15 protein-coding genes are annotated in these 18,644 nt (G+C 63.9%); 8 read left to right on the top strand and 7 right to left on the bottom strand.

Going from position 1 to position 18,644, the window contains the following annotated elements; genetic code table 11:
• Both ACEK02_RS25260 and ACEK02_RS25255 read left to right on the top strand, forming a co-directional pair.
• Nucleotides 1-717, top strand: coding sequence for an ABC transporter ATP-binding protein (locus tag ACEK02_RS25260; RefSeq protein ID WP_371424416.1), 717 nt, complete (start codon nucleotides 1-3; stop codon nucleotides 715-717).
• 27 nt (nucleotides 718-744) lie between these two features.
• A complete protein-coding gene (locus ACEK02_RS25255) occupies nucleotides 745-1,500 on the top strand; it encodes a hypothetical protein (RefSeq protein ID WP_371424239.1) in 756 nt (251 codons plus the stop codon).
• 32 nt (nucleotides 1,501-1,532) lie between these two features.
• On the opposite strand, the gene glgA is transcribed toward ACEK02_RS25255, so the two are convergent.
• From glgA to ACEK02_RS25230, 5 genes are all read right to left on the bottom strand, one after another.
• Nucleotides 1,533-2,954, bottom strand: coding sequence for a glycogen synthase GlgA (gene glgA, locus ACEK02_RS25250; protein WP_371424238.1), 1,422 nt, complete (start codon nucleotides 2,952-2,954; stop codon nucleotides 1,533-1,535).
• A gap of 198 nt (nucleotides 2,955-3,152) precedes the next feature.
• Nucleotides 3,153-4,544 (bottom strand): MFS transporter, encoded by a 1,392-nt coding sequence (locus tag ACEK02_RS25245; protein WP_371424237.1) that lies wholly within the window; start codon nucleotides 4,542-4,544, stop codon nucleotides 3,153-3,155.
• 247 nt (nucleotides 4,545-4,791) lie between these two features.
• Complete coding sequence (locus tag ACEK02_RS25240; RefSeq protein ID WP_371424236.1) at nucleotides 4,792-6,195, bottom strand: MATE family efflux transporter; 1,404 nt, start codon at nucleotides 6,193-6,195, stop codon at nucleotides 4,792-4,794.
• On the bottom strand, nucleotides 6,192-6,695 hold the full coding sequence (locus ACEK02_RS25235; protein WP_371424235.1) for a helix-turn-helix transcriptional regulator: 504 nt from the start codon (nucleotides 6,693-6,695) through the stop codon (nucleotides 6,192-6,194). Before ACEK02_RS25235 ends, ACEK02_RS25240 begins: the two co-directional genes overlap by 4 nt.
• 212 nt (nucleotides 6,696-6,907) lie before the next feature.
• Nucleotides 6,908-8,470 carry an AMP-binding protein gene (locus ACEK02_RS25230; RefSeq protein WP_371424234.1) on the bottom strand — a complete coding sequence of 521 codons (1,563 nt, stop codon included), beginning with the start codon at nucleotides 8,468-8,470 and terminating at the stop codon, nucleotides 6,908-6,910.
• Between the two features lie 199 nt (nucleotides 8,471-8,669).
• On the opposite strand from ACEK02_RS25230, the gene ACEK02_RS25225 reads away from it, so the two are divergent.
• Genes ACEK02_RS25225 through ACEK02_RS25215 form a run of 3 tightly spaced genes read left to right on the top strand, consistent with a single transcriptional unit; the run spans nucleotide 8,670 to nucleotide 10,682 of the window.
• A complete protein-coding gene (locus ACEK02_RS25225) occupies nucleotides 8,670-9,278 on the top strand; it encodes a LemA family protein (RefSeq protein WP_371424233.1) in 609 nt (202 codons plus the stop codon).
• A 22-nt stretch (nucleotides 9,279-9,300) separates the two neighbouring features.
• A complete protein-coding gene (locus ACEK02_RS25220) occupies nucleotides 9,301-10,185 on the top strand; it encodes a YgcG family protein (protein WP_371424232.1) in 885 nt (294 codons plus the stop codon).
• Nucleotides 10,185-10,682 (top strand): TPM domain-containing protein, encoded by a 498-nt coding sequence (locus tag ACEK02_RS25215; RefSeq protein ID WP_371424231.1) that lies wholly within the window; start codon nucleotides 10,185-10,187, stop codon nucleotides 10,680-10,682. Before ACEK02_RS25220 ends, ACEK02_RS25215 begins: the two co-directional genes overlap by 1 nt.
• Before the next feature lie 31 nt (nucleotides 10,683-10,713).
• On the opposite strand, the gene ACEK02_RS25210 is transcribed toward ACEK02_RS25215, so the two are convergent.
• Nucleotides 10,714-11,559, bottom strand: a complete 846-nt coding sequence (locus tag ACEK02_RS25210) for a helix-turn-helix transcriptional regulator (RefSeq protein ID WP_371424230.1) — start codon at nucleotides 11,557-11,559, stop codon at nucleotides 10,714-10,716.
• 652 nt (nucleotides 11,560-12,211) lie between these two features.
• On the opposite strand from ACEK02_RS25210, the gene ACEK02_RS25205 reads away from it, so the two are divergent.
• Nucleotides 12,212-15,193: an autotransporter domain-containing protein gene (locus ACEK02_RS25205; RefSeq protein WP_371424229.1), complete on the top strand. Its 2,982-nt coding sequence runs from the start codon at nucleotides 12,212-12,214 to the stop codon at nucleotides 15,191-15,193.
• A gap of 71 nt (nucleotides 15,194-15,264) precedes the next feature.
• Here the strand turns inward: ACEK02_RS25205 and ACEK02_RS25200 are convergent, their stop codons facing one another.
• Nucleotides 15,265-15,876, bottom strand: coding sequence for a glutathione S-transferase family protein (locus tag ACEK02_RS25200; protein WP_371424228.1), 612 nt, complete (start codon nucleotides 15,874-15,876; stop codon nucleotides 15,265-15,267).
• 173 nt (nucleotides 15,877-16,049) lie between these two features.
• Between ACEK02_RS25200 and ACEK02_RS25195 the strand changes: the two genes are divergently transcribed.
• On the top strand, nucleotides 16,050-17,021 hold the full coding sequence (locus ACEK02_RS25195; protein WP_371424227.1) for a hypothetical protein: 972 nt from the start codon (nucleotides 16,050-16,052) through the stop codon (nucleotides 17,019-17,021).
• Between the two features lie 96 nt (nucleotides 17,022-17,117).
• Nucleotides 17,118-18,632, top strand: a complete 1,515-nt coding sequence (locus ACEK02_RS25190) for a hypothetical protein (RefSeq protein ID WP_371424226.1) — start codon at nucleotides 17,118-17,120, stop codon at nucleotides 18,630-18,632.
• Nucleotides 18,633-18,644: the final 12 nt, after the last annotated feature.

Here is an 18,644-nt window from a genome sequence, read left to right as displayed (position 1 = left end):
ATGCTCGAACTCAATCAGGTCTGCGCCGGCTATGGCGAAATCCAGGTGCTGTGGGGCATCGACATGGCGGTGCGCTCCGGCGAGATCACCGCGCTGATCGGCTCCAACGGTGCGGGCAAGACCACGCTGATGCGTGCATTGTCCGGACTGATCCCGCTGACCTCCGGAAAATATGTCTCCGAGGGCGTCGATCTGTCGAAGGCCACGGCGGCACAGATGCTGGCCCATGGCATCGTCCATGTGCCGGAAGGGCGCCGTCTGTTCGGCGCCATGAGCATCGAGGACAATCTCCTGATGGGCGCCTATTCGCGCAGCGTCAGCCGGGCCGAGCTCAATCGCGATCTCGACCGCGTCTATACGACGTTCCCCAAGCTCCGCGAACGCCGCAATCAGGCGGCGGCAACGCTGTCGGGTGGCGAGCAGCAGATGTGCGCCATCGGCCGCGGGCTGATGAGCGCGCCGCGCCTGCTGATGATCGACGAACTCTCGCTCGGCCTGTCGCCGCTGCTGGTGGAGCAACTGGTCGCCGCGTTGCGCCAGCTCAACAGCGAAGGCATGTCGATCCTCCTCGTCGAGCAGGACGTCACGACGGCGCTCGACCTCTGCCATCACGCCTACATCATGGATATGGGCCGCATCGTGCGCACCGGGCAGGGCGCCGAGCTGCTGGCCGATCCCATCATTCGCGACGCCTATCTCGGCGTCCTTGAAGACTGACTTTGATTTCATCGAAAGAGGCCAAACATGATCGAGACCGTCGAAGCCCCAAATAGCGGCTACCGTTACATGCCCGGCGTCAGCCAGTATTCCTGCGGCGTCGGCGCACTGCCTGGCTTCGCGCTGGAGCGCGTGCGCTTCTCCCGGGTTGTCCCGCTGAAGGAGGGCTTTGCCAGGATCGCCGAGATCATCAAGGCAGCCGGCCGGCCGCTGACCGCCTTCGCGGCCTGCGAGCTGCGCTCGCCGGCGCCGTTCACGGAGCAGGGTTTCATCGACTTCAACGAGATCTATATCAGGACCCTCGAAGACTGGGGCATCATGAAGGACCGCGTGAATCCCGTCGGGCGCAGCAATGTGTGTCCGAAGATCGACCCGCCGTCGGAGCCGGGCTTCCACGCCTTCTCGTTCACGACCGTTGCCCCGAATGCGCCGACGTCCTTTGTCATTGCCGGCAGCGGCGAGGCCGCTGAGGGCAAGGGCGATTACCGCGACAATACCGTGCGCCTTGGCGACATCAGCCCGTCGGGGATGCTCGAAAAGGCCAAGTTCGTGCTCGATGAAATGGAGCGCCGCATGAGCGCGTTCGCCGGTGACTGGAGCCAGACAACAGCCGTGCAGCTCTACACGGTGCGGGACGTTTATCCGCTGCTGGAAAGTGAACTCGGTCGTCGCGGCGTGTTCCGCAACGGCCTGACCTGGCACTTCAACCGGCCGCCGGTCGTTGATCTCGAATATGAGATGGATTGCCGCCGCGTGCATGTCGAGCGCGTGGTCGAGGTCTGAGGCTGAGACGTTGCCGCGCGTCTGAGACTATCTCAGACGCCGGCGACGATGGCCTTGCGATAGAGCGCGCTGTAGCTGGCGGCAGAAATATTCCAGCTGAAGGACTTCGACATGGCGCTGCGGCGCATGGAGTTCAGGCGATCCTTGGATCCGTAGGTCGCGAAGGCGCGGAGGATGCCGCCGAGGAACGACTCCGTAGATGGCTGCGTGAACAGGAAGCCGGTCTCGCCGTCGACGATGGTTTCGGCGAGGCCGCCGGTCTGGTGGCCGATCGGCAGCGAGCCGAAGCGCTGCGCATACATCTGACTAAGACCGCACGGTTCGAAGCGCGACGGCATCAGCGTGAAGTCGCTGCCGGCGAAAATGCGCCGTGCCTCGCGGTCGTTGAAGCCGATGGCGACACCGATGGCGTCGGGCCGGCGGCGATGCGCGTCCATCAGCGCGTTCTCGATGGCGGTCTCGCCGCGGCCGGTCACGACAATCTGTCCACCGGCCGACACGATGGCGTCGGCGGCTGACAGCACGAGGTCGACGCCCTTCTGATGCACGAGGCGGGCGACCAAACCAAAAATGGGCCCGCGGGAGAGCGCGAGCCCAAATTGTTGACGTACCCCATCGGCATTGGCGCGTTTGGCTTCCCAGTCGCCCGCGCCGAACGGTCTCATGAGCTCCGCGCAGACGCGCGGGTCCCAACTCTCATCGATGCCGTTAAGGATTCCCGTGAGCCGCGACTCGTTGGAGCGCTTGGACAGCAGGCCTTCCAGCCCGCAGCCGAGTTCCGGCGTGGTGATCTCGCGGGCGTAAGTCTCGCTGACGGTCGTGAGGTGCGACGAGTAGATCAGGCCGCCCTTGAGGAAGGACAGCTTGTCGTAGAATTCGAGCCCGTCGATATGGAACGACTCGGCGGGCGCGCCGATCCGGCGCAGCGAAGACTTGGGAAACAGGCCCTGATAGGCCAGATTGTGGATCGTCAGGATGGTCGGAATCTTGACGCCGCTCCAGGCGAGATAGGCCGGCACCAGTGCGGCCTGCCAGTCATTGGCGTGGACGAGGTCGGCCGACCAGTTCTTGTCGAGATTGCCGGAGGCGAGCAGGGCCGCGGCGGATGCGAAGCGTGCGAAGCGGATGTCGTTGTCCGGCCAGTCGCGGCCGCTGGCGTCGCCGTAGGGATTGCCGGGACGATCGTAGAGCTGCGGGCAGAGCAGGATATAGATCGGCAGGCCGTCCTTGGTCGCGGCCAGGCCGACCGAGCAGGCGGGCATTTCCGCCAGTGCCGGGCATTCGCCGACGATCTCGATGTCGGGAAACTGCGTGACGACGTCGCGGTAGCCGGGAAGGATGACGCGGACATCGGTCCAGATGCGCAAAGCTCGAGGGAGAGCGGCGGAAACGGCTGCAAGGCCGCCCACCCGGATGAAGTCGTCAATCTCTGGAGTGACGAACAGTACCCTCAAGAAATGCCCTCGTGCCCGCCGTGACTACAAGGATACGAAACTGGTCCAGCGTCTTTGGGTACTTATGGAACCGAAGGGCAATGGAACTCAGTTTTGTTACTTGCGCCGCAAAATATCCATCTGTGCACTGCAGTATATCACATCACTTAATACGGCATTGCAAAAGAGAAATGTGAGTTCGCAAAATTATCTCTGAAATCAGTGACCGGGTGACGACGGAACGATCAGTCGCAGGAAGCTCATGATGCAGCCGAGCGCGGCGAAGCCGGCGCCGAGCGCCAGCGCCCAGGTCGCGCCGGAATGGCCGAACAGGCCGAAGCAGAAGGCGGCGAGTGCCGCGCCCATGCTCTGGCCGGTCAGCCGGGCGGTCGCCACGATACCGCTGGCGCCGCCGCTACGGCCGGCCGGGGCGCTGGACATGATCGCCTTCATGTTGGGCGCCTGGAAGAAACCGAAGCCGGCGCCGCAGATCACCATCCGCCAGACGATATTGGCGACGCCCGGATCAGGCGGCAGCGTGGCCAGCAGCACCATGCCGATACCGAGCATGGCGAGGCCGATGCCGCCGAGCAGGCCGGCCGGATAGTTGTCCGACAGCCGGCCGGCGATCGGCGCCATGATGCCGACGACCAGCGGCCAGGGCGTCAGGAAGAAGCCGGTCTCAACTGCCGAACGATGCAGAACCTCTTCGAAATAGAACGGCAGCGACACGAAGGCGAGGCCCTGGACGGAGAAGGAGCACACCGCCGTGGCCGCCGACAGGGCGAAGAGCGGGCGGCGGAACAGGTCGATCGGCAGCATCGGCGCGGGATGATCGGCCTGCCGGCGGAGCAGCAGCCACCCGAACAGCAGACCGGCAACCAGTTCCGCGACGACGATGGACGGTGCGGTGTGATGGGCGGCGCTGTCGATGCCGAGGATCAGCAGGCCGAGACAGAGCGAGGTCAGCAGGGCACCGAGAAAATCGAAACTATGGGTGGCGCGTGCGGTCTTTGGCAGGGTCTTGAGGCTGATGACAATGGCGGCGAGGCCGAACGGCAGGTTGATCGCGAACAGCCAAGGCCAAGTCGCGACCGACAGGATGCCCGAGGCGATGGTGGGGCCGAGGGTGAAGGCCGTCGCGACGACGAGGGCGTTATGACCGAGCCCGCGGCCGAAATGGCTTGGCGGATAAACCACGCGGACCAGCGCGGCATTGACGCTCATGGCGCCGGCGGCGCCGAGGCCCTGCAGCACCCGCGCGAACAGCAAAGTGTCCAGTGACCACGCGAATGCGCAGGCGACCGACGCGATCGTGAACAGGATCAGGCCGCCGAGATAGATGCGCTGATGGCCGACGATCTCTCCCAGCGCGCCGAACGGCAGCAGCGTGGCCACCATGGCGATCTGGTAGACATTGACCACCCAGATCACATCCGCTGGCGTGGCATGCAGGTCGGCGGCGATGGAGGGCAATGCGATATTGGCAATGGCGGTATCGAGCGAGGCCATGGCGAGCGCGGTGAAGATGGCAAGCCGCGCCCAGCGCTGCTGGCTCGGCGTCAGCCCGTCCGTCGGCGGGGGAGCCTGTGCCACGATACCGTCTGCCATGCTGGGAGATTCCTGGCGGCGGCCGAATTGGCCGCCGATCCGCGCTATCTAGGATAGTTCGCGTTGCCCCTACAGGCGTGTAACTGCATGAGGCATATGCACATCTTTGTTCCCAGCGAGTAGGATGGGTCGAGCGTCTTCGCGAAACCCATCGCTTTTCCCGCGGACCACGATGGGTTTCGCGCCGGCGCCACGCGCCTGCGCTCTACCCATCCTGCACGCCGCGATCTGCTTTGAGGCGACGCTTTCAGGTGGCCTTCTTGAACCAGGTCCCGGACGCGACCGCCGTGACGATGATGGTGCCGTAGACGACCAGCGCGAAGGTCAGGCAGGCGAACAGCCAGGTCAGCGATCCCGTCAGCCGCAGCGCCAGCCAGCCGCCGCCGATGGAGATCAGCAGGCGCAACACGCCCGCCAGCAGCGGAAACATCATCTTTCCGGCGCCCTGGGAGGCGAAATACAGCGACAGGCCGAGGCCGAAGAAGCCATAGGCCGGACCGACGATGCGCAGATAGGCGCTGCCGGTCTCGATCATTTGCGGATCCGACCCGAACAGGCCGAGCCAGGCAGCCGGCCAGATCGCGGCGGCCAGGCCCACGGTTTCGGTGATCACAAACACCATGCCGCCGCCGATCAGGGCGGCCCGCAACGCGCGCTGCTCCTGCCCCGCGCCGATATTGGTGCCGACCAGAGCCACCAGTGGTCCGCCGAAGCCGAAGGCCAGCGGCACCATCAGATATTCCAGCCGGACGCCGGTGCCGAACCCCGCCACCGCATCGCCACCGGCGAAGCCGCCGACCAGCGCGGTGGTGAGCAGCACCGTGAAGCTCGTCTGCAGCGAGATCACCGCGGCGATGGCGCCGACACGCAGGATGTCGGCGGACAGATCCCAGCGCAGGCGCGCCAGCTTGAAATGGACGATGCAGCGGCCGGAGAGAATGTAGCCGGCGAGCACGGCGCCGACCGTGAAGGTCGACAGCACCACGGCCCAGCCGCCACCGGCGATGCCCAGCGCGGGGATCGGACCCCAGCCAAAGATCAGCAGCGGTGACAGCGGGATCAGCAGCACGACACCGATGCAGATCGACAGCGACGGCACCAGCATGTTGCCGGTGCCGCGGATGATGCTGGCGAAGCCGTTCATCAGCCAAACCAAAACGCTGCCGCCGAACACCACGTTGGAATACTGCATGGCCGCGTCGAGCGCGCCGCCGCTGACACCCATCGCGGTATAGATCGCGCGGCCCCAGATCAGGAAGATCGCCGAGCCGATCAGGCCGAGCAGGATATTGATGAGCGTGGCATGCATCACCAGCGCTTCGGCATCGTCGGTGCGCCGCGCGCCGAGCGCGCGCGCAATCGCCGAGGAAATGCCGCCGCCCATGGCGCCCGCCGACAGCATCTGCATCATCATGAAGCCGGGAAATACCACCGCCATGCCGGTCAGCGCGTCGGAACCGAGATGCGATACCCACCAGGTCTCGATCAGGCCGGTGGAGGCCTGCGCCAGCATCACCAGCAGATTGGGCCAAGCGAGCTTCACCAGCGTGGACGCGATCGGTGCCTGCAGCAGCATCCGCGTGCGCGGATTCATCTCGGGGATCGGTGTCGGATGGGCGGCAGCGACTGCCTGTGGCGTTTCGAGTTTCACAGTGTTCCGTCCTTCTGTGGGCGCGGTTTGGTGAGCCGCCGTTGCACGCGTGCACTGGCGGCGGGGCCGGGGGCGTTGGCGTGGGTGGCTTCGGTGATCGGTTTGCCGGTGCGGCGGTCGACCAGGATGGGATCGGCGGTCTCGCCGGTCTCCTTGTCGATCAGGACGACGCTTTCGCCTTCAGGCGCAAAATGGCGGTTGCCCCAGCTCTGCAGCGACCACAGCACGGAGCGGAAATCCCGGCCACGCGGGGTCACGATATATTCGTAGCGCGGCGGCTTTTCGCAATATTGCCGCTTCTCCAGCAGCCCGGCCTCGACAAGCACCGCCAGCCGGCGGGTCAGCATGTTCGGCGCGATTTTGAGGTTCTTCTGGAACTGGTCGAACCGCGTCATGCCGTAGATGGCGTCGCGCATGATCAGAATGCTCCACCACTCGCCGACGCGCTCGAGGCTGCGGGCAACCGGGCATTCCAGTTTTTCGAAACTCTTGCGCTCCATCACGGGAAGATAGGGGAGTAACTATCATCATGCAAGTCACTAGGTGGTGACCCTCCGCTGTCATTCCGGAGCGCAGGCCGGCGGCGAAGCCGCTGGCAGGCGAATCCGGAATCCCGAAGTGTTCAGCCATGTCGAAATTCCGGGTTCGCGTCCGGCAAGAGCCGGCCACGCCCCGGGATGACGCGCCTGGAGGAGTGGTCGTCTACGATCCTCTATCCCACCATCCGCTCGCGTCCGACCCAGAAGCTCGCGCGCAGCGCCTTCTTGTCGATCTTGCCGACGCCGGTCATCGGCAGCTCGGTCACGAACTTGATGTGCTTGGGCGCATGGGCCGAGCCCTTGCGGGTCTTCACCAGATTGATCAGCTCATCCGCATTCGGTTTTGCCCCGCCGCGTGCGACCACGATGGCGGTGACGGCCTCGCCCCATTTGTCGTCGGGGACGCCGACCACGGCACACATGGCGACATCGGCATGGGTGGTGAGCACATCCTCGATCTCGCGCGGGAAGATGTTGAAGCCACCGGAGACGATCATGTCCTTCTTGCGGTCGAGGATGAACATATAGCCGCGCTCGTCGGCGCGGGCGATGTCGCCGGTATGCAGCCAGCCGTTCTTGAGCGTCTCCGCGGTCTGCTCCGGCCGCTTCCAGTACTCCTTCATCACATGCGGTGCGCGGACGCAGATCTCGCCGGCCTCGCCGGGCGGGACTTCCTGATCGTCACCGTCGAGGATGCGGACGTTGCAGACTGCGATCGGAAAACCGCAGGATAGAAATAGTTCCGGATTTTTCGGATCGTGATCCGACTTGCGCAGCACCGACACCGGATAGCATTCCGTCTGCCCATAGAGCTGCGAGAACACCGGGCCGATCCGCTCGATGCCTTCCACCAGCCGGCTCGGCGACATCGGTGATGCGCCGTAAAGCACCAGATCGAGCGAGGACAGATCGGTCTTTGACAGCGTCGGGTTGTCGAGCAGCACATAGATCATGGTCGGCACGAACAGCGTGAAGTTGATATGCTCGCGCTCGATGGTCTTGAGCACGGCCTCGGGATCGAATCCCTTCAGCATATGCACGGTGCCGCCGCGCATCAGCGTCGGCAGCACCTTGGTGCCGGCGACATGGCTGATCGGCGCCACGGTGAGATAGCTCGGCCTGTCCGGGATCTCGAAGTCGGCCAGGATGGCATTGGCAAAGCCCGAGACTTCGCGATGGCGGCGCAGCGCGCCCTTGGACTTTCCGGTGGTTCCGCCGGTGTAATTGAGCACGGCGATGTCATCGACCTGTGCAAAATCCCGCGCGGTGGCGCTGCCACCCGAGCCGACGACCTTCAGCAGATCGATTCCGTAATCCGCGCGGCCCAGCGTGAACACGTGCTGCAGACCCTGCGCGCGCGATGCAAGCTCGCCACCGCGTTGCAGGAAATTGTCGGCATCGATAATCAGGATCGTGGAGCCGGCGTCTTCGATCTGGTCGATCTGGTCCTGCATCGAGCCGAGCGGATGCAGCCAGGAAATGGCGAAGCGCGACAATTGAGCGGCGACACCGGCGCACCAGGTTTCGGCACGATTCGCGGTCAGCAACGCCACTTTCGTGCCGGGCTGTGCGCCGAGGTTCATGAACACGTTCTGCAGTCGCGCGATCAGGTCCGTGGCGCCGCGATAGGTGATGGAGCCGCCCGGCCAGCTGAAGGCGATGCGATCGGGATAGCGTGCCAGCGCCCGCAGGGTCTGCGCGCCGACGGTCGGAAACGTGTTGAGCACGTCCGTCATGAAATCCTCCCAGTATGTCCTCGGCTTCTGTGGGCCGATGGTTGTGGCAAGGCTAACAACGAATGCCCCGTGTGCAAACACAAACCGTTCGATACATGCGTGGACGCATTGCAGCATCGCGCTGTGAACTTGTAGCGACGGATGTCATCGCCGTGTGCTAGAAACCGCCTAACATTGAGCCGCGTCACAGGAGAATTTCATGCGCAAGTTTCTGACCGTGCTGGCCGCACTGGCGACCCTCAGCCTGACCAATTGCGGTTACAACGCGATCCAGACCAGTGACGAGCAGGTCAAGTCGGCCTGGTCGGAGGTCGTCAACCAGTATCAGCGCCGCGCCGATCTGGTGCCGAATCTCGTGAACTCCGTGAAGGGCTTTGCGCAGCAGGAGAAGGACGTCCTTCTCGGTGTCACAAATGCCCGCGCCAAGGTCGGCTCGGTGCAGGCGACGCCGGACGTGGTCAACGATCCCGCGGCATTGCAGAAATTCCAGGCGGCGCAAGGCGAACTCTCCAGCGCGCTGTCGCGGCTGCTGGTGGTCACCGAAAACTATCCGCAGCTGAAGTCCGACGCGCTGTTCAAGGATTTGATGTCCCAGCTCGAGGGCACCGAGAACCGCATCACCGTGGCGCGCAACCGCTACATCAAGTCGGTGCAGGATTATAACGTCGGCGTGCGCACCTTCCCGAACAATCTGACCGCCATGATGTTCGGCTACAAGGAGAAGGCCAACTTCTCCGTCGCCAATGAGAGCGAGATCTCGACCGCGCCGAAGGTCGACTTCAATCCGACGCCGGCGCCTGCGAAGTAGGCCGGCCTCGCCGGTGAGTGCGATGAAGGCTGTCAAAGCCTGTCTGCTGGCATTGTTGTTGTGCTGGAGCGTTGCCGCTCTGGCCGATGTGGCCGTGCCCGCGCTCAGCGGACGCGTTGTCGATCAGACCGGGACCTTGAGCGAGTCCGACAGGGCATCGCTCGACAGCACGCTGCGCGACTTCGAGGCCCGCAAGGGCAGCCAGATCGCGGTGCTCATCGTGCCGACCACGGCGCCGGAAGCCATCGAGCAATATTCCATCCGCGTCGCCGAAGCCTGGAAGCTCGGCCGCAAGAAGGTCGATGACGGCGCGATCCTGCTGGTGGCCAAGAATGACCGCAAGCTGCGCATCGAGGTCGGTTACGGCCTCGAAGGCGCGCTGACGGATGTCACCACCAGGCGCATCATCGACGAGATCATCACGCCGCGCTTCAAGGCCGGCGATTTCGCCGGCGGCATCTCGGCAGGCGTCAACCAGATCATCAAGGTGATCGATGGCGAGCCGCTGCCGGCGCCGGATGAATGGAAGGGCAATGCGAATGTCCTCGATCAGATCATGGAATATGCGCCGTTCCTGCTGTTCGGTGTGATCATCTTCGGCGGCATTCTGCGCACGATCTTCGGCCGGCTGTTCGGTTCGCTGGCGACTGGCGGGCTGGTCGCCACGGTGGTCTGGCTTGTCGCCGGCAGTTTGCTGTTTGGCGGCATTCTCGGTGTGATCGCCTTTTTCTTCACGCTGGTGAGCGAGGCCTTCATGTCGGGCGGCGCAGGCGGTGGGCGAGGTGGCGGCGGTTATATCGGCGGTAGCGGCGGTTCCTGGTCGTCGGGGAGTTCGTCGAGCAGCGGCGGTGGATTCAGCGGCGGGGGCGGCAGTTTCGGCGGCGGCGGCGCCTCGGGGAGTTGGTGATGAGCCTCAAGCGGATCAGCAGACATCTGCTCAGCAATCGCGCCCGCGTCCGCAAGGCGTTTCCGCCAAAAGTCATGGCCGCCATTGAGCGGGCCATCAAGGCGAGCGAGGCCTTGCATGCCGGCCAGATCCGCTTCGTCGTCGAAGGCGCACTCGACGGTGCGCCGCTGTTCCGCAATCAGGCGGCGCGGGAGCGCGCCATCGACGTGTTCGCACAGCTCCGTATCTGGGACACCGAGCACAATAACGGCGTACTGATCTATCTGCTGCTCGCCGATCGCGATGTCGAGATCGTGGTCGATCGCGGGATCGATGCCAAGGTGGGCAGGCCGGGCTGGGAAAAAATCTGCCAGATGATGGAAGTCGACTTCCGCGCCGGGCATTTCGAGCGCGGTGTGATCAAGGGAATCGAAGCCGTGACGCGGCATCTGGCGGCGCATTTCCCGCGCGATGCTTCGTCGGTGAATGAACTGCCGGATGAGCCGGTGGTGTTGTAAGGCGCCACTCCGTCCACGTCGTTCGCCCGCCCTAGATGACGCGCTTGATCGCTGACACGATCTTCGCAAGCTCGCCCTGTCGGGCAATGTGAAATTTGCTGTAGATGCGGCGTATATGTGTGCGCACCGTCGAGAGAGCAATTTCTCGCACCTCGGCGATCTCCTCCGGCGATGAGCCGGTCCCAAGCATGAAAGCGATGACAGCTTCGGTGGCGGTCAAGCCAAGCGCGACCAGCTCGTCAAGCGGAGCGCCATCGGATACGCCTTCGGGGTCGCTGATCGTCAGCAGGACAAGGTCGAGGCCCCGCAGAACATGTGCAAGCGGTCGGTCGGACTTTCCGGAGATCGGGACAGCCCTGATCACGAGCGGCTTCCTGAGGCTGGGACGCTGCAGGACGACGGGGCGAACCTCCGCTGCTTTGACACGGGAAGCTGCGGTGTCCGCGATCAACTGGGTAAGGGCTGGTTGGTCGCGAAGCATCGACGCAAAAATCTGACCGCGGTCGACACGGAAACCGTCTCCATCCAATGCCTCGGCCTGGCGATTCATGAAGACTACGCGACTGTTGTGATCAGTGACGATGATGCCTGTGGGGAGGTGCGCGAGGACATCGCTCAGCAATTCGCGCGACAGCTGTGGGGATGCCACCGAGCGATAGACTTGCAGCGCGCGGATGGCATGGGAAGACAGGACTTCCATGGCCTTGCGCTCCTCGGGGCTTGGCAGGTCAGCCGATCGCGTTCTCTGGCTCGCGAGGAAGAACGTGCTGCCGGGCACGAGTTGACGACTGCTCAGAGTTAGCTGCGTGCCGAGATCGTAGCGGCGCAGGAAATCTTGATGAAAGGCGGATCGCGTCATCTTGTCGGGCGAGAACACGTCTTCATCGCTCCACGAACGATCGCCCAAAGCGGGGTTCAGTCCGGCGGAGGTCCGCGGACAGACTTGATGCCACAACTGCGCATATTGCGTCGCCGCGTCCGTGAGCGAGGGACTGAAATAGGTGATGTTCGGCTCTGGACGGTCCGGCGAAAACAGCAAGGCGCCGATCCCACCAGTGACCATGGCGAATGAATCGAGCGCGGAGGCCCATTGATCGGGATTGAGGGCGGCACTGTAGAGGCGATCGATAACTGCCGAGATCGCGGCCTGATCGTGCGCTAGCGCATTCAACTCCACGCCCCCTCTCTCATGATCGTTTTCGCGGTGATCGCAGCCTCATCCCGACTCGCAGCCTAATTCCATCGCCGGACAGCGGCGTCATCAAATTTGAGTAGGAGCGTCGAGCTTACCGGCGGTTTCCCAGCAAATTCAAGCCGATCGGCCATCGCCTTCATTGAGGGCGCGGAAGTGTCCTTGGATCGGCCATTCTCCGACCATCGATCTCAAACAAGAGTTGGCTTCGGGGCTCATGAATTTCGTTCAAAATTCTTCCGTTTTCACCTCCGTCGCCCATCGGCCCAGGACGAAAGGTCTGCGCTCTGCATTGCTTTCGGGAACTGCTCTGCTGTTCTTGATAGCAACGGGTACCGTGAGCTGGGCGCAGGCCGTCATCGACAACGGCGCGGTCGAGACCGTGCCGGGCACCCAGGCGACGCCGTGGAATATCGGCGGCGCCCTGACCGTCGGTCAGAACGGCAACGGCAGGCTCATCATTGGCGATGGTGTGAATCCGGGTGTCGTGACCAGCGGTTTCGGCGTGCTCGGCCAAAGCCTGGGCTCTGGCGGTCGTGTCGATATTGTCGGGGCGGGGTCCAGCTGGGACACCGGCAACAACTACATTTACGTTGGAGGTGCCGGCTCCGGGACGCTGGCGATGTCGAATGGCGGTTTACTTACGACAGGCCTGGGCGGCCTCAGGATCGGCGATGGACCCCCAGGCATAGGTGACGTCCTGGTTTCAGGTACGGGGACGGCGATTCAGGCAGGCGGCCTGTCGATCGGTCACGCGGGCCAGGGATCGCTGACCATCTATTACGATGCGACGGTCACCTCGAACGGTCAGATCACACTCGGCGCGCTGGCAAGCGGCCGCGGACGCTTAACCCTGACGGATGGTGGAAAACTGGATGCAACCGGCCAGGATCTCATTCTGGGCAACCTTGGCACCGCAGCAATGTGGATCCAGTCCGGCGGCAACGTGAAGACCGGCACCGTCAGTACGGCGCTCAGCGCAGCCAGCACGGCAAGTGTGATCGTCGATGGCCAGGGATCGAGCTGGCAGACAGGTGACCTGTATTTCGGCTACCTCGGTGGGAGCACACTGGTCGTTTCCAACGGTGGCACCATCACGACCGGTACTGCAGCAACCGGTTCCGATGTCTATGTCGGTTACGGCTCCAGTGCGAGCACCACCAACGCCAGCAACAGCGTGACGGTCACGGGCCCGGGCTCGACCTGGACGACCCACGGCGCTTTGACGATCGGACACTTCGCTGACGGCCAGCTCAAAGTCACGAATGGCGGCGCAGTCGTGGCAACCGACAACGCCGTGATTGCAGCACGTCCCGGCGTGACAGGAATCGCAAGCGTGACCGGGGCCGGCTCGAGTTTGACAGTCGGAAAAGCGCTGTTCGTCGGCGGCGACAACGTCAATGCCGGCAGCGGCTTCCTGACAATTGCAGACGGCGGCACGGTGTCGACGGGCACTGTCAACGGTGCCGCCATTGTCTATGTGGGCATGTCGGGCACGACTTCGGCATTTCTCAACATCGGCGATACGATGCCCGCTCTGGGCGGCAGCCTTGCTGCGCCCGGTACTCTGAATGCTGCGGAGGTTTTTCTGGGGCAGTTCGCCCAGGCCAATTTCAGCCACACCAGCGCCAACTACACTTTCGCACCGAAGTTTTCGGGGGTGGGTACGATCGCCGTCTATAATGGCACGACGACGTTCACCGCCGATTCGAGTGCGTTCGGCGGACAGACTATCGTCGGCGGCGGCACTCTCGTGATTAATGGCAAGCTCGGCGGCACGCTGGATGTTCTGGCTAGCGGTCGTCTTCAGGGCTCCGGCACGATGGGGAGCACCGTCGTTGCCGGCACGGTTGCGCCGGGCAACTCGATCGGCACTCTCAATATTGCCGGCAACGTCACCTTCAATGCCGGCTCGATCTACGAGGTCGAGGTCAATGCGGCGGGACAGTCCGACAGAATCGTCGCGACGGGGACAGCCACCATCAATGGCGGCTCGGTGAAGGCGCTCGCCGGCACGGGCAACTATGCCCCGGCCACCACCTACACGATCCTGACAGCCAACGGGGGGCGGACCGGAACCTTTACGGGAGGCGTGACGTCGAATCTCGCCTTCCTCGATCCCTCGCTCAGCTATGACGCGTACAATGTCTATCTGACGATGACCCGCAATGTTGTCAGCTTCCAGAATGTCGGCATTACGCCTAACCAGATCGCCGCGGGCGGCGGCATCGAGAGCCTCGGCGGCGGCAATGCGGTTTATAACGCCGTGCTGAACCTGTCGGCTGCGCAGGCGCAATATGCGTTCGACCAGCTCTCGGGCGAGCTTCATGCTTCAGCGAGGACTGCGCTGATCGAAGACAGCCGCTTCGTCCGCAACGCCGTCAACGATCGCCTGCGCGCCGCCTTCGACGGCGTCGGCGCTACCGGCAGGGTCACGACCTATGTCGACGGCAAGCCGGTGACGGTGAAGGCCAACACCGATCGTCTGGCGGTCTGGGGGCAGGGGTTCGGTTCCTGGGGCCATAGCAGTGGCGATGGCAATGCCGCTCGGCTCAATCGTTCGACGGGCGGCTTCTTTCTCGGGGCCGACGCCCCGGTTTTCGATACCTGGCGCTTCGGCGGGGTCGCGGGCTACAGCCGCACCTCGTTCGACGTGAAGGACCGTCACGCTTCGGGGACGAGCGACAACTACCATGCCGGTCTCTACGGCGGTACGAGCCGGGGTCTCTCCGGGGGCGATCTCGCCTTCCGGACCGGAGCTGCCTACACTTGGCACGATATCTCGACTGCGCGGAACGTGACCTTCCCGGGCTTCAGCAACAGTCTGAGGGGGGACTACAATGCCGCCACCGCCCAGCTCTTCGGCGAACTCGCTTACGGCTTCAATGCGGGCGGTGCTCGCTTCGAGCCTTTCGCCAACCTCGCTTATGTGAACCTGCATACCGATGGCTTCACCGAACAGGGCGGCGCTGCGGCGCTGACCGCCGCCTCGGCGACCACCGACGCGACCTTCACGACAAAGGGTCTGCGCGCCTCCACCACCATCAATGTCGGTGGCGCCACGCTCACCGCAAAGGGGATGCTCGGCTGGCGTCATGCCTTCGGCGACATGGTGCCGCTCTCCTCCATGCGTTTTGCCGGCGGAGGCAGTACCTTCTCCATCGGTGGGGTTCCGATCGCCCGCGATGCGGCCGTGATCGAAACCGGGCTCGACTATGCGATCGCGCCCAACGCGACGCTCGGCGTCAGCTATGGCGGCCAGTTCGGAGCGGGAATGTCCGACCAGTCGATCAAGGCAGACTTCAATGTGAGGTTCTGACGCGCACGGATGTACGCACCGATTAGCAAGTGTCGGTCTCGGTTAAACCTGTCCAGGATGATCGGGCAGGCTTACGCCTTTGCCGACTCCCGCGCGCCGACGTGCTCGAACCACGCCGCAACATTTGCATTCTCGCGATCCCATGGCTGCTTCACCTTGTCGGCAAAATCGAGCCAGCAGAACAGCACGATGTCGGCCATGGTGAAGCGCTCGCCGCAGATATAGGTCTTGCCGGCCATCTGGCCGTCGAGCCAGCGCAGCCGGTCGATGGCGATTGTCTTCAGGCCCGCCGCGCCTTCGGGGACGCAGACGATGCGCGTCTCGAACCGCTTGAGCCCCTCGGAGAAGCGATAGCCATTGGCGATGTGCTGGCAGATGTTGAGATCGACGCGCTGGCGCCACATCCGGGCCTCGGCGCGCTGTTCGGGCGTGGTGCCGATCAGCGGCGGTGTCGGATGGGTCTCCTCGAAATATTCACAGATCGCCACGGTTTCGGACACATAGGCGCCATCGTCGAGTTCGAGCGTCGGCATCTGCCCATGCGGATTGCGCGCCAGATGCGCAGACTCGCGGTTCTCCCCGGCCGCAAGATCGACGCTCTGCACAGGAGTGCTGATGCCTTTTTCCGCCATGAACATCCGCACCACGCGCGGATTCGGTCCGATGGAATCGTAGAGCTTCATGGCATTTCCCCGATTGTTCTGTTTGCAGCTGTTGTGCGGGCCAGGCGCATGCGCGTCAAGCAACGGTTCCGCCGCCGGACAAGAGGTGAAATTTTCGTAAGCACGGCGGGCGGTAAGGATTTGGCAAGCAATGAAAGTTACCAAATAGTTCATCTTTCCCGGAGAATTTGATCGTGAGCGAGCACAAGGCCGAAGCCACCCCAGATGTCAGCGGCGATCACGTCGACACCGGCGTGACGGCGGCGGGTTCCGACGCCTCCGACGTTCATGTTGACGCACCGAAGCTCGCGCCCGAGCAGGGCGACGACCGCCGCGCGCAGATGCCGAAGAGGGAAGCGCCGAGGCTCGGTGCGCCCGGTCGGATCACCATCATGGCGCCCTCCCGCGACAGCGGCCCGCGCGACGGCGCATCCCATGAAGGCGCAACGCGGGAAGGGTCTTCGCGCGAGCACTCCTGGGAAGATTTCGTCAACTCCGAACCGAAGCTCGAGCCGGCGCAGAAAGCCGGCCGGAGCCGGATGATGGCCATTGCCGCGATGATCGCGCTGGGCATCACCGTCGGCGCAGTCGGTGGTTCGGTGGCCATGTCCGGCCTCGGCAAGCTGTTTGCCGCCGACGATACCAAATCCACCAATCAGGCGCTGGAAGACCATATCGCCCGCCTCGACGGCGAACTCTCGGCGCTGAAGGCCGAGGTCGATCGCAACGCCAAGCAGTCCGCTGCAGCGCGTGCGAAGTCTGCCGATCGTCTCGACAAGCTTGAGAAGGGCCAGGCCGAACCGGCCGCGAAACTCGCCAAGCTCAGCGAGACCGTCGAAAAGCTGCGCACCACGCCGCCGCCTGCTGCTGCGCCCGCGCCGGCCCCTGCACCGGTTGCCTCAGTACCGGCCAAGGAAGTCACCGGTTCGATCAATGCGCCGGTACCGACCCCGGCACCGAAGCCCGAAGTCGCGCGTCTGCCGACAGTCGAGGGGTGGCGCATTCTCGATATCGCCGGTGGTGGTGCCACTATCGAAGGCCGTCCGGGCATCTTCGAAGTGTATGCCGGCGATCCGGTTCCCGGCCTCGGCCGCATCGACGCGATCCGCAAGCAGGACGGCCGCTGGACGGTCGTCACCTCCAAGGGCCTGATCGTCGCCCGCTGATCCACTCTTCTCACGATGAATGTGTTCGGGCCGCTGGCAGGTGCAGCGGCCTTTCTTTTGGGCTAGCCTCCCGCGGTGACATCTGGGATAGCGCCCGTGCGACTTCGCTTGAGCCTCGTGGCCGTGCTGCTTTGCCTCGTGGCATCCGTCGCGCGGGCTGATGAGGGCAATGGACTCGCCGTCACCGATGCCGGCGTGTTGCGGGCGCTGGAAACGCACAACACCCACGGCCTCGGCCTCGCGCAACTGCTCGATCCCGCGCGCGCAACGCCGATCCGCAATGATGCACTGTTCGCGCTGCCGGCAATGACACCGATCCCTGCCGCGCTGGATGATGCGTTCGCGCGCTATCTCGCCGAACATCAAAAGCATCAGCCGCGTGTGAGTATCGGCGTCGGCTCCGGCCATGACGCGCAACTGTTCGACAAGGCGATGCTGACATCGCCGGACGCGCGTTTCGTGCTGGCCGGGATCGTCAATCGCATGGATCGCGCTTATGTCGCGCCGGATACCTGCGGCGAGATCAGGCTGATCTACCGGCTCACGCGTCTGGATGCCGGCACCACGCCGCCGCGCCTGCCGATGACGCTTAACCTCGTGCTCCACGCCAAGGAGCCGAAAGACAAATCGGTCACCTGCGTCGATCTTGCCGGGCGCTGGCTCAGCGCTGCCTCCCTGAGCGAGACAGGCGCGGCACTCGCAGATCGCCTGCTTGCGTCAGACGGCCCGCTGGCAACGGTCGTAGCCGCGAATATCGATCGCATCGAGACCAATCTGCAGATCGCACATGCGCCGAAATCCGACATGCAGGAATTCCGCACCGACTATTTGCAGAAGGTGTTTCGTTTCGACGAGACTGCGAAGCGGTTTCGCGAGACGCCGATGGAAAACCAGATCGACCGCGACCGGCTGCTGGCTGACGCCGCGCTCGGTCGCGCGTTTCGCGACTGGTTGCTCGCACCCGATCATCTGCGCGCCTTCGATCGCGGCACGGTGCTGATCCCCGAGAAGTTCCTCGCCACTTCGTCGCTGGCATCGACGCCGGTCGGCTTTGCGCCGTCGGTCCTGCAGCCGGAATTCGGATTGATATCGATCGATGGCAAAGGGAAGGGCGTTTTCAGCGAACACGACGTCGTCACCGCGCTGGAGCGCGCAGTGGCGCAAGGCGGCGCGCTCGAGAATATCCGCTCGCCGGCCGGCTTTGCGCGGCGGCTGAACGACATCACCTGCGGCGGCTGTCACCAGATCCGCGGTATCGGCGGTTTCCATTTTCCCGGCGCGGATACGCTGGCAGATCAATCGCAGGGAACGGTTCCGGCATCGCCGCATTTCATCGGTGACCAGGTGCGTCGTCGCGATATCGTCATGGCGATGCGCGATGGAGAGGCGCCGGATTTTTCACGCGGGTTTTCGGATCGTCCACAGACGCGCGGCAGCCACGAACTGGCGGGATCGCCCGTACTCGATGGCTGGGGCGCGACATGTTATCGATCGAAGCCGAAAGGCACGGCGGACAAGAGCTTCGCGTCCTGGGCCTGTGCCGAAGGTCTTGCCTGTCAGCAGGTTGGCTCGGACAGCTCGTCGGCCATCGGCATGTGTTTCGTGAAATGAAGTGAGGGGCGC

Source organism: Tardiphaga sp. (genome assembly GCF_041424195.1).
GTDB lineage: Bacteria > Pseudomonadota > Alphaproteobacteria > Rhizobiales > Xanthobacteraceae > Tardiphaga.
Note: the sequence above shows the minus strand (reverse complement) of the source record. Positions and strands in the feature narration are given on the sequence as shown.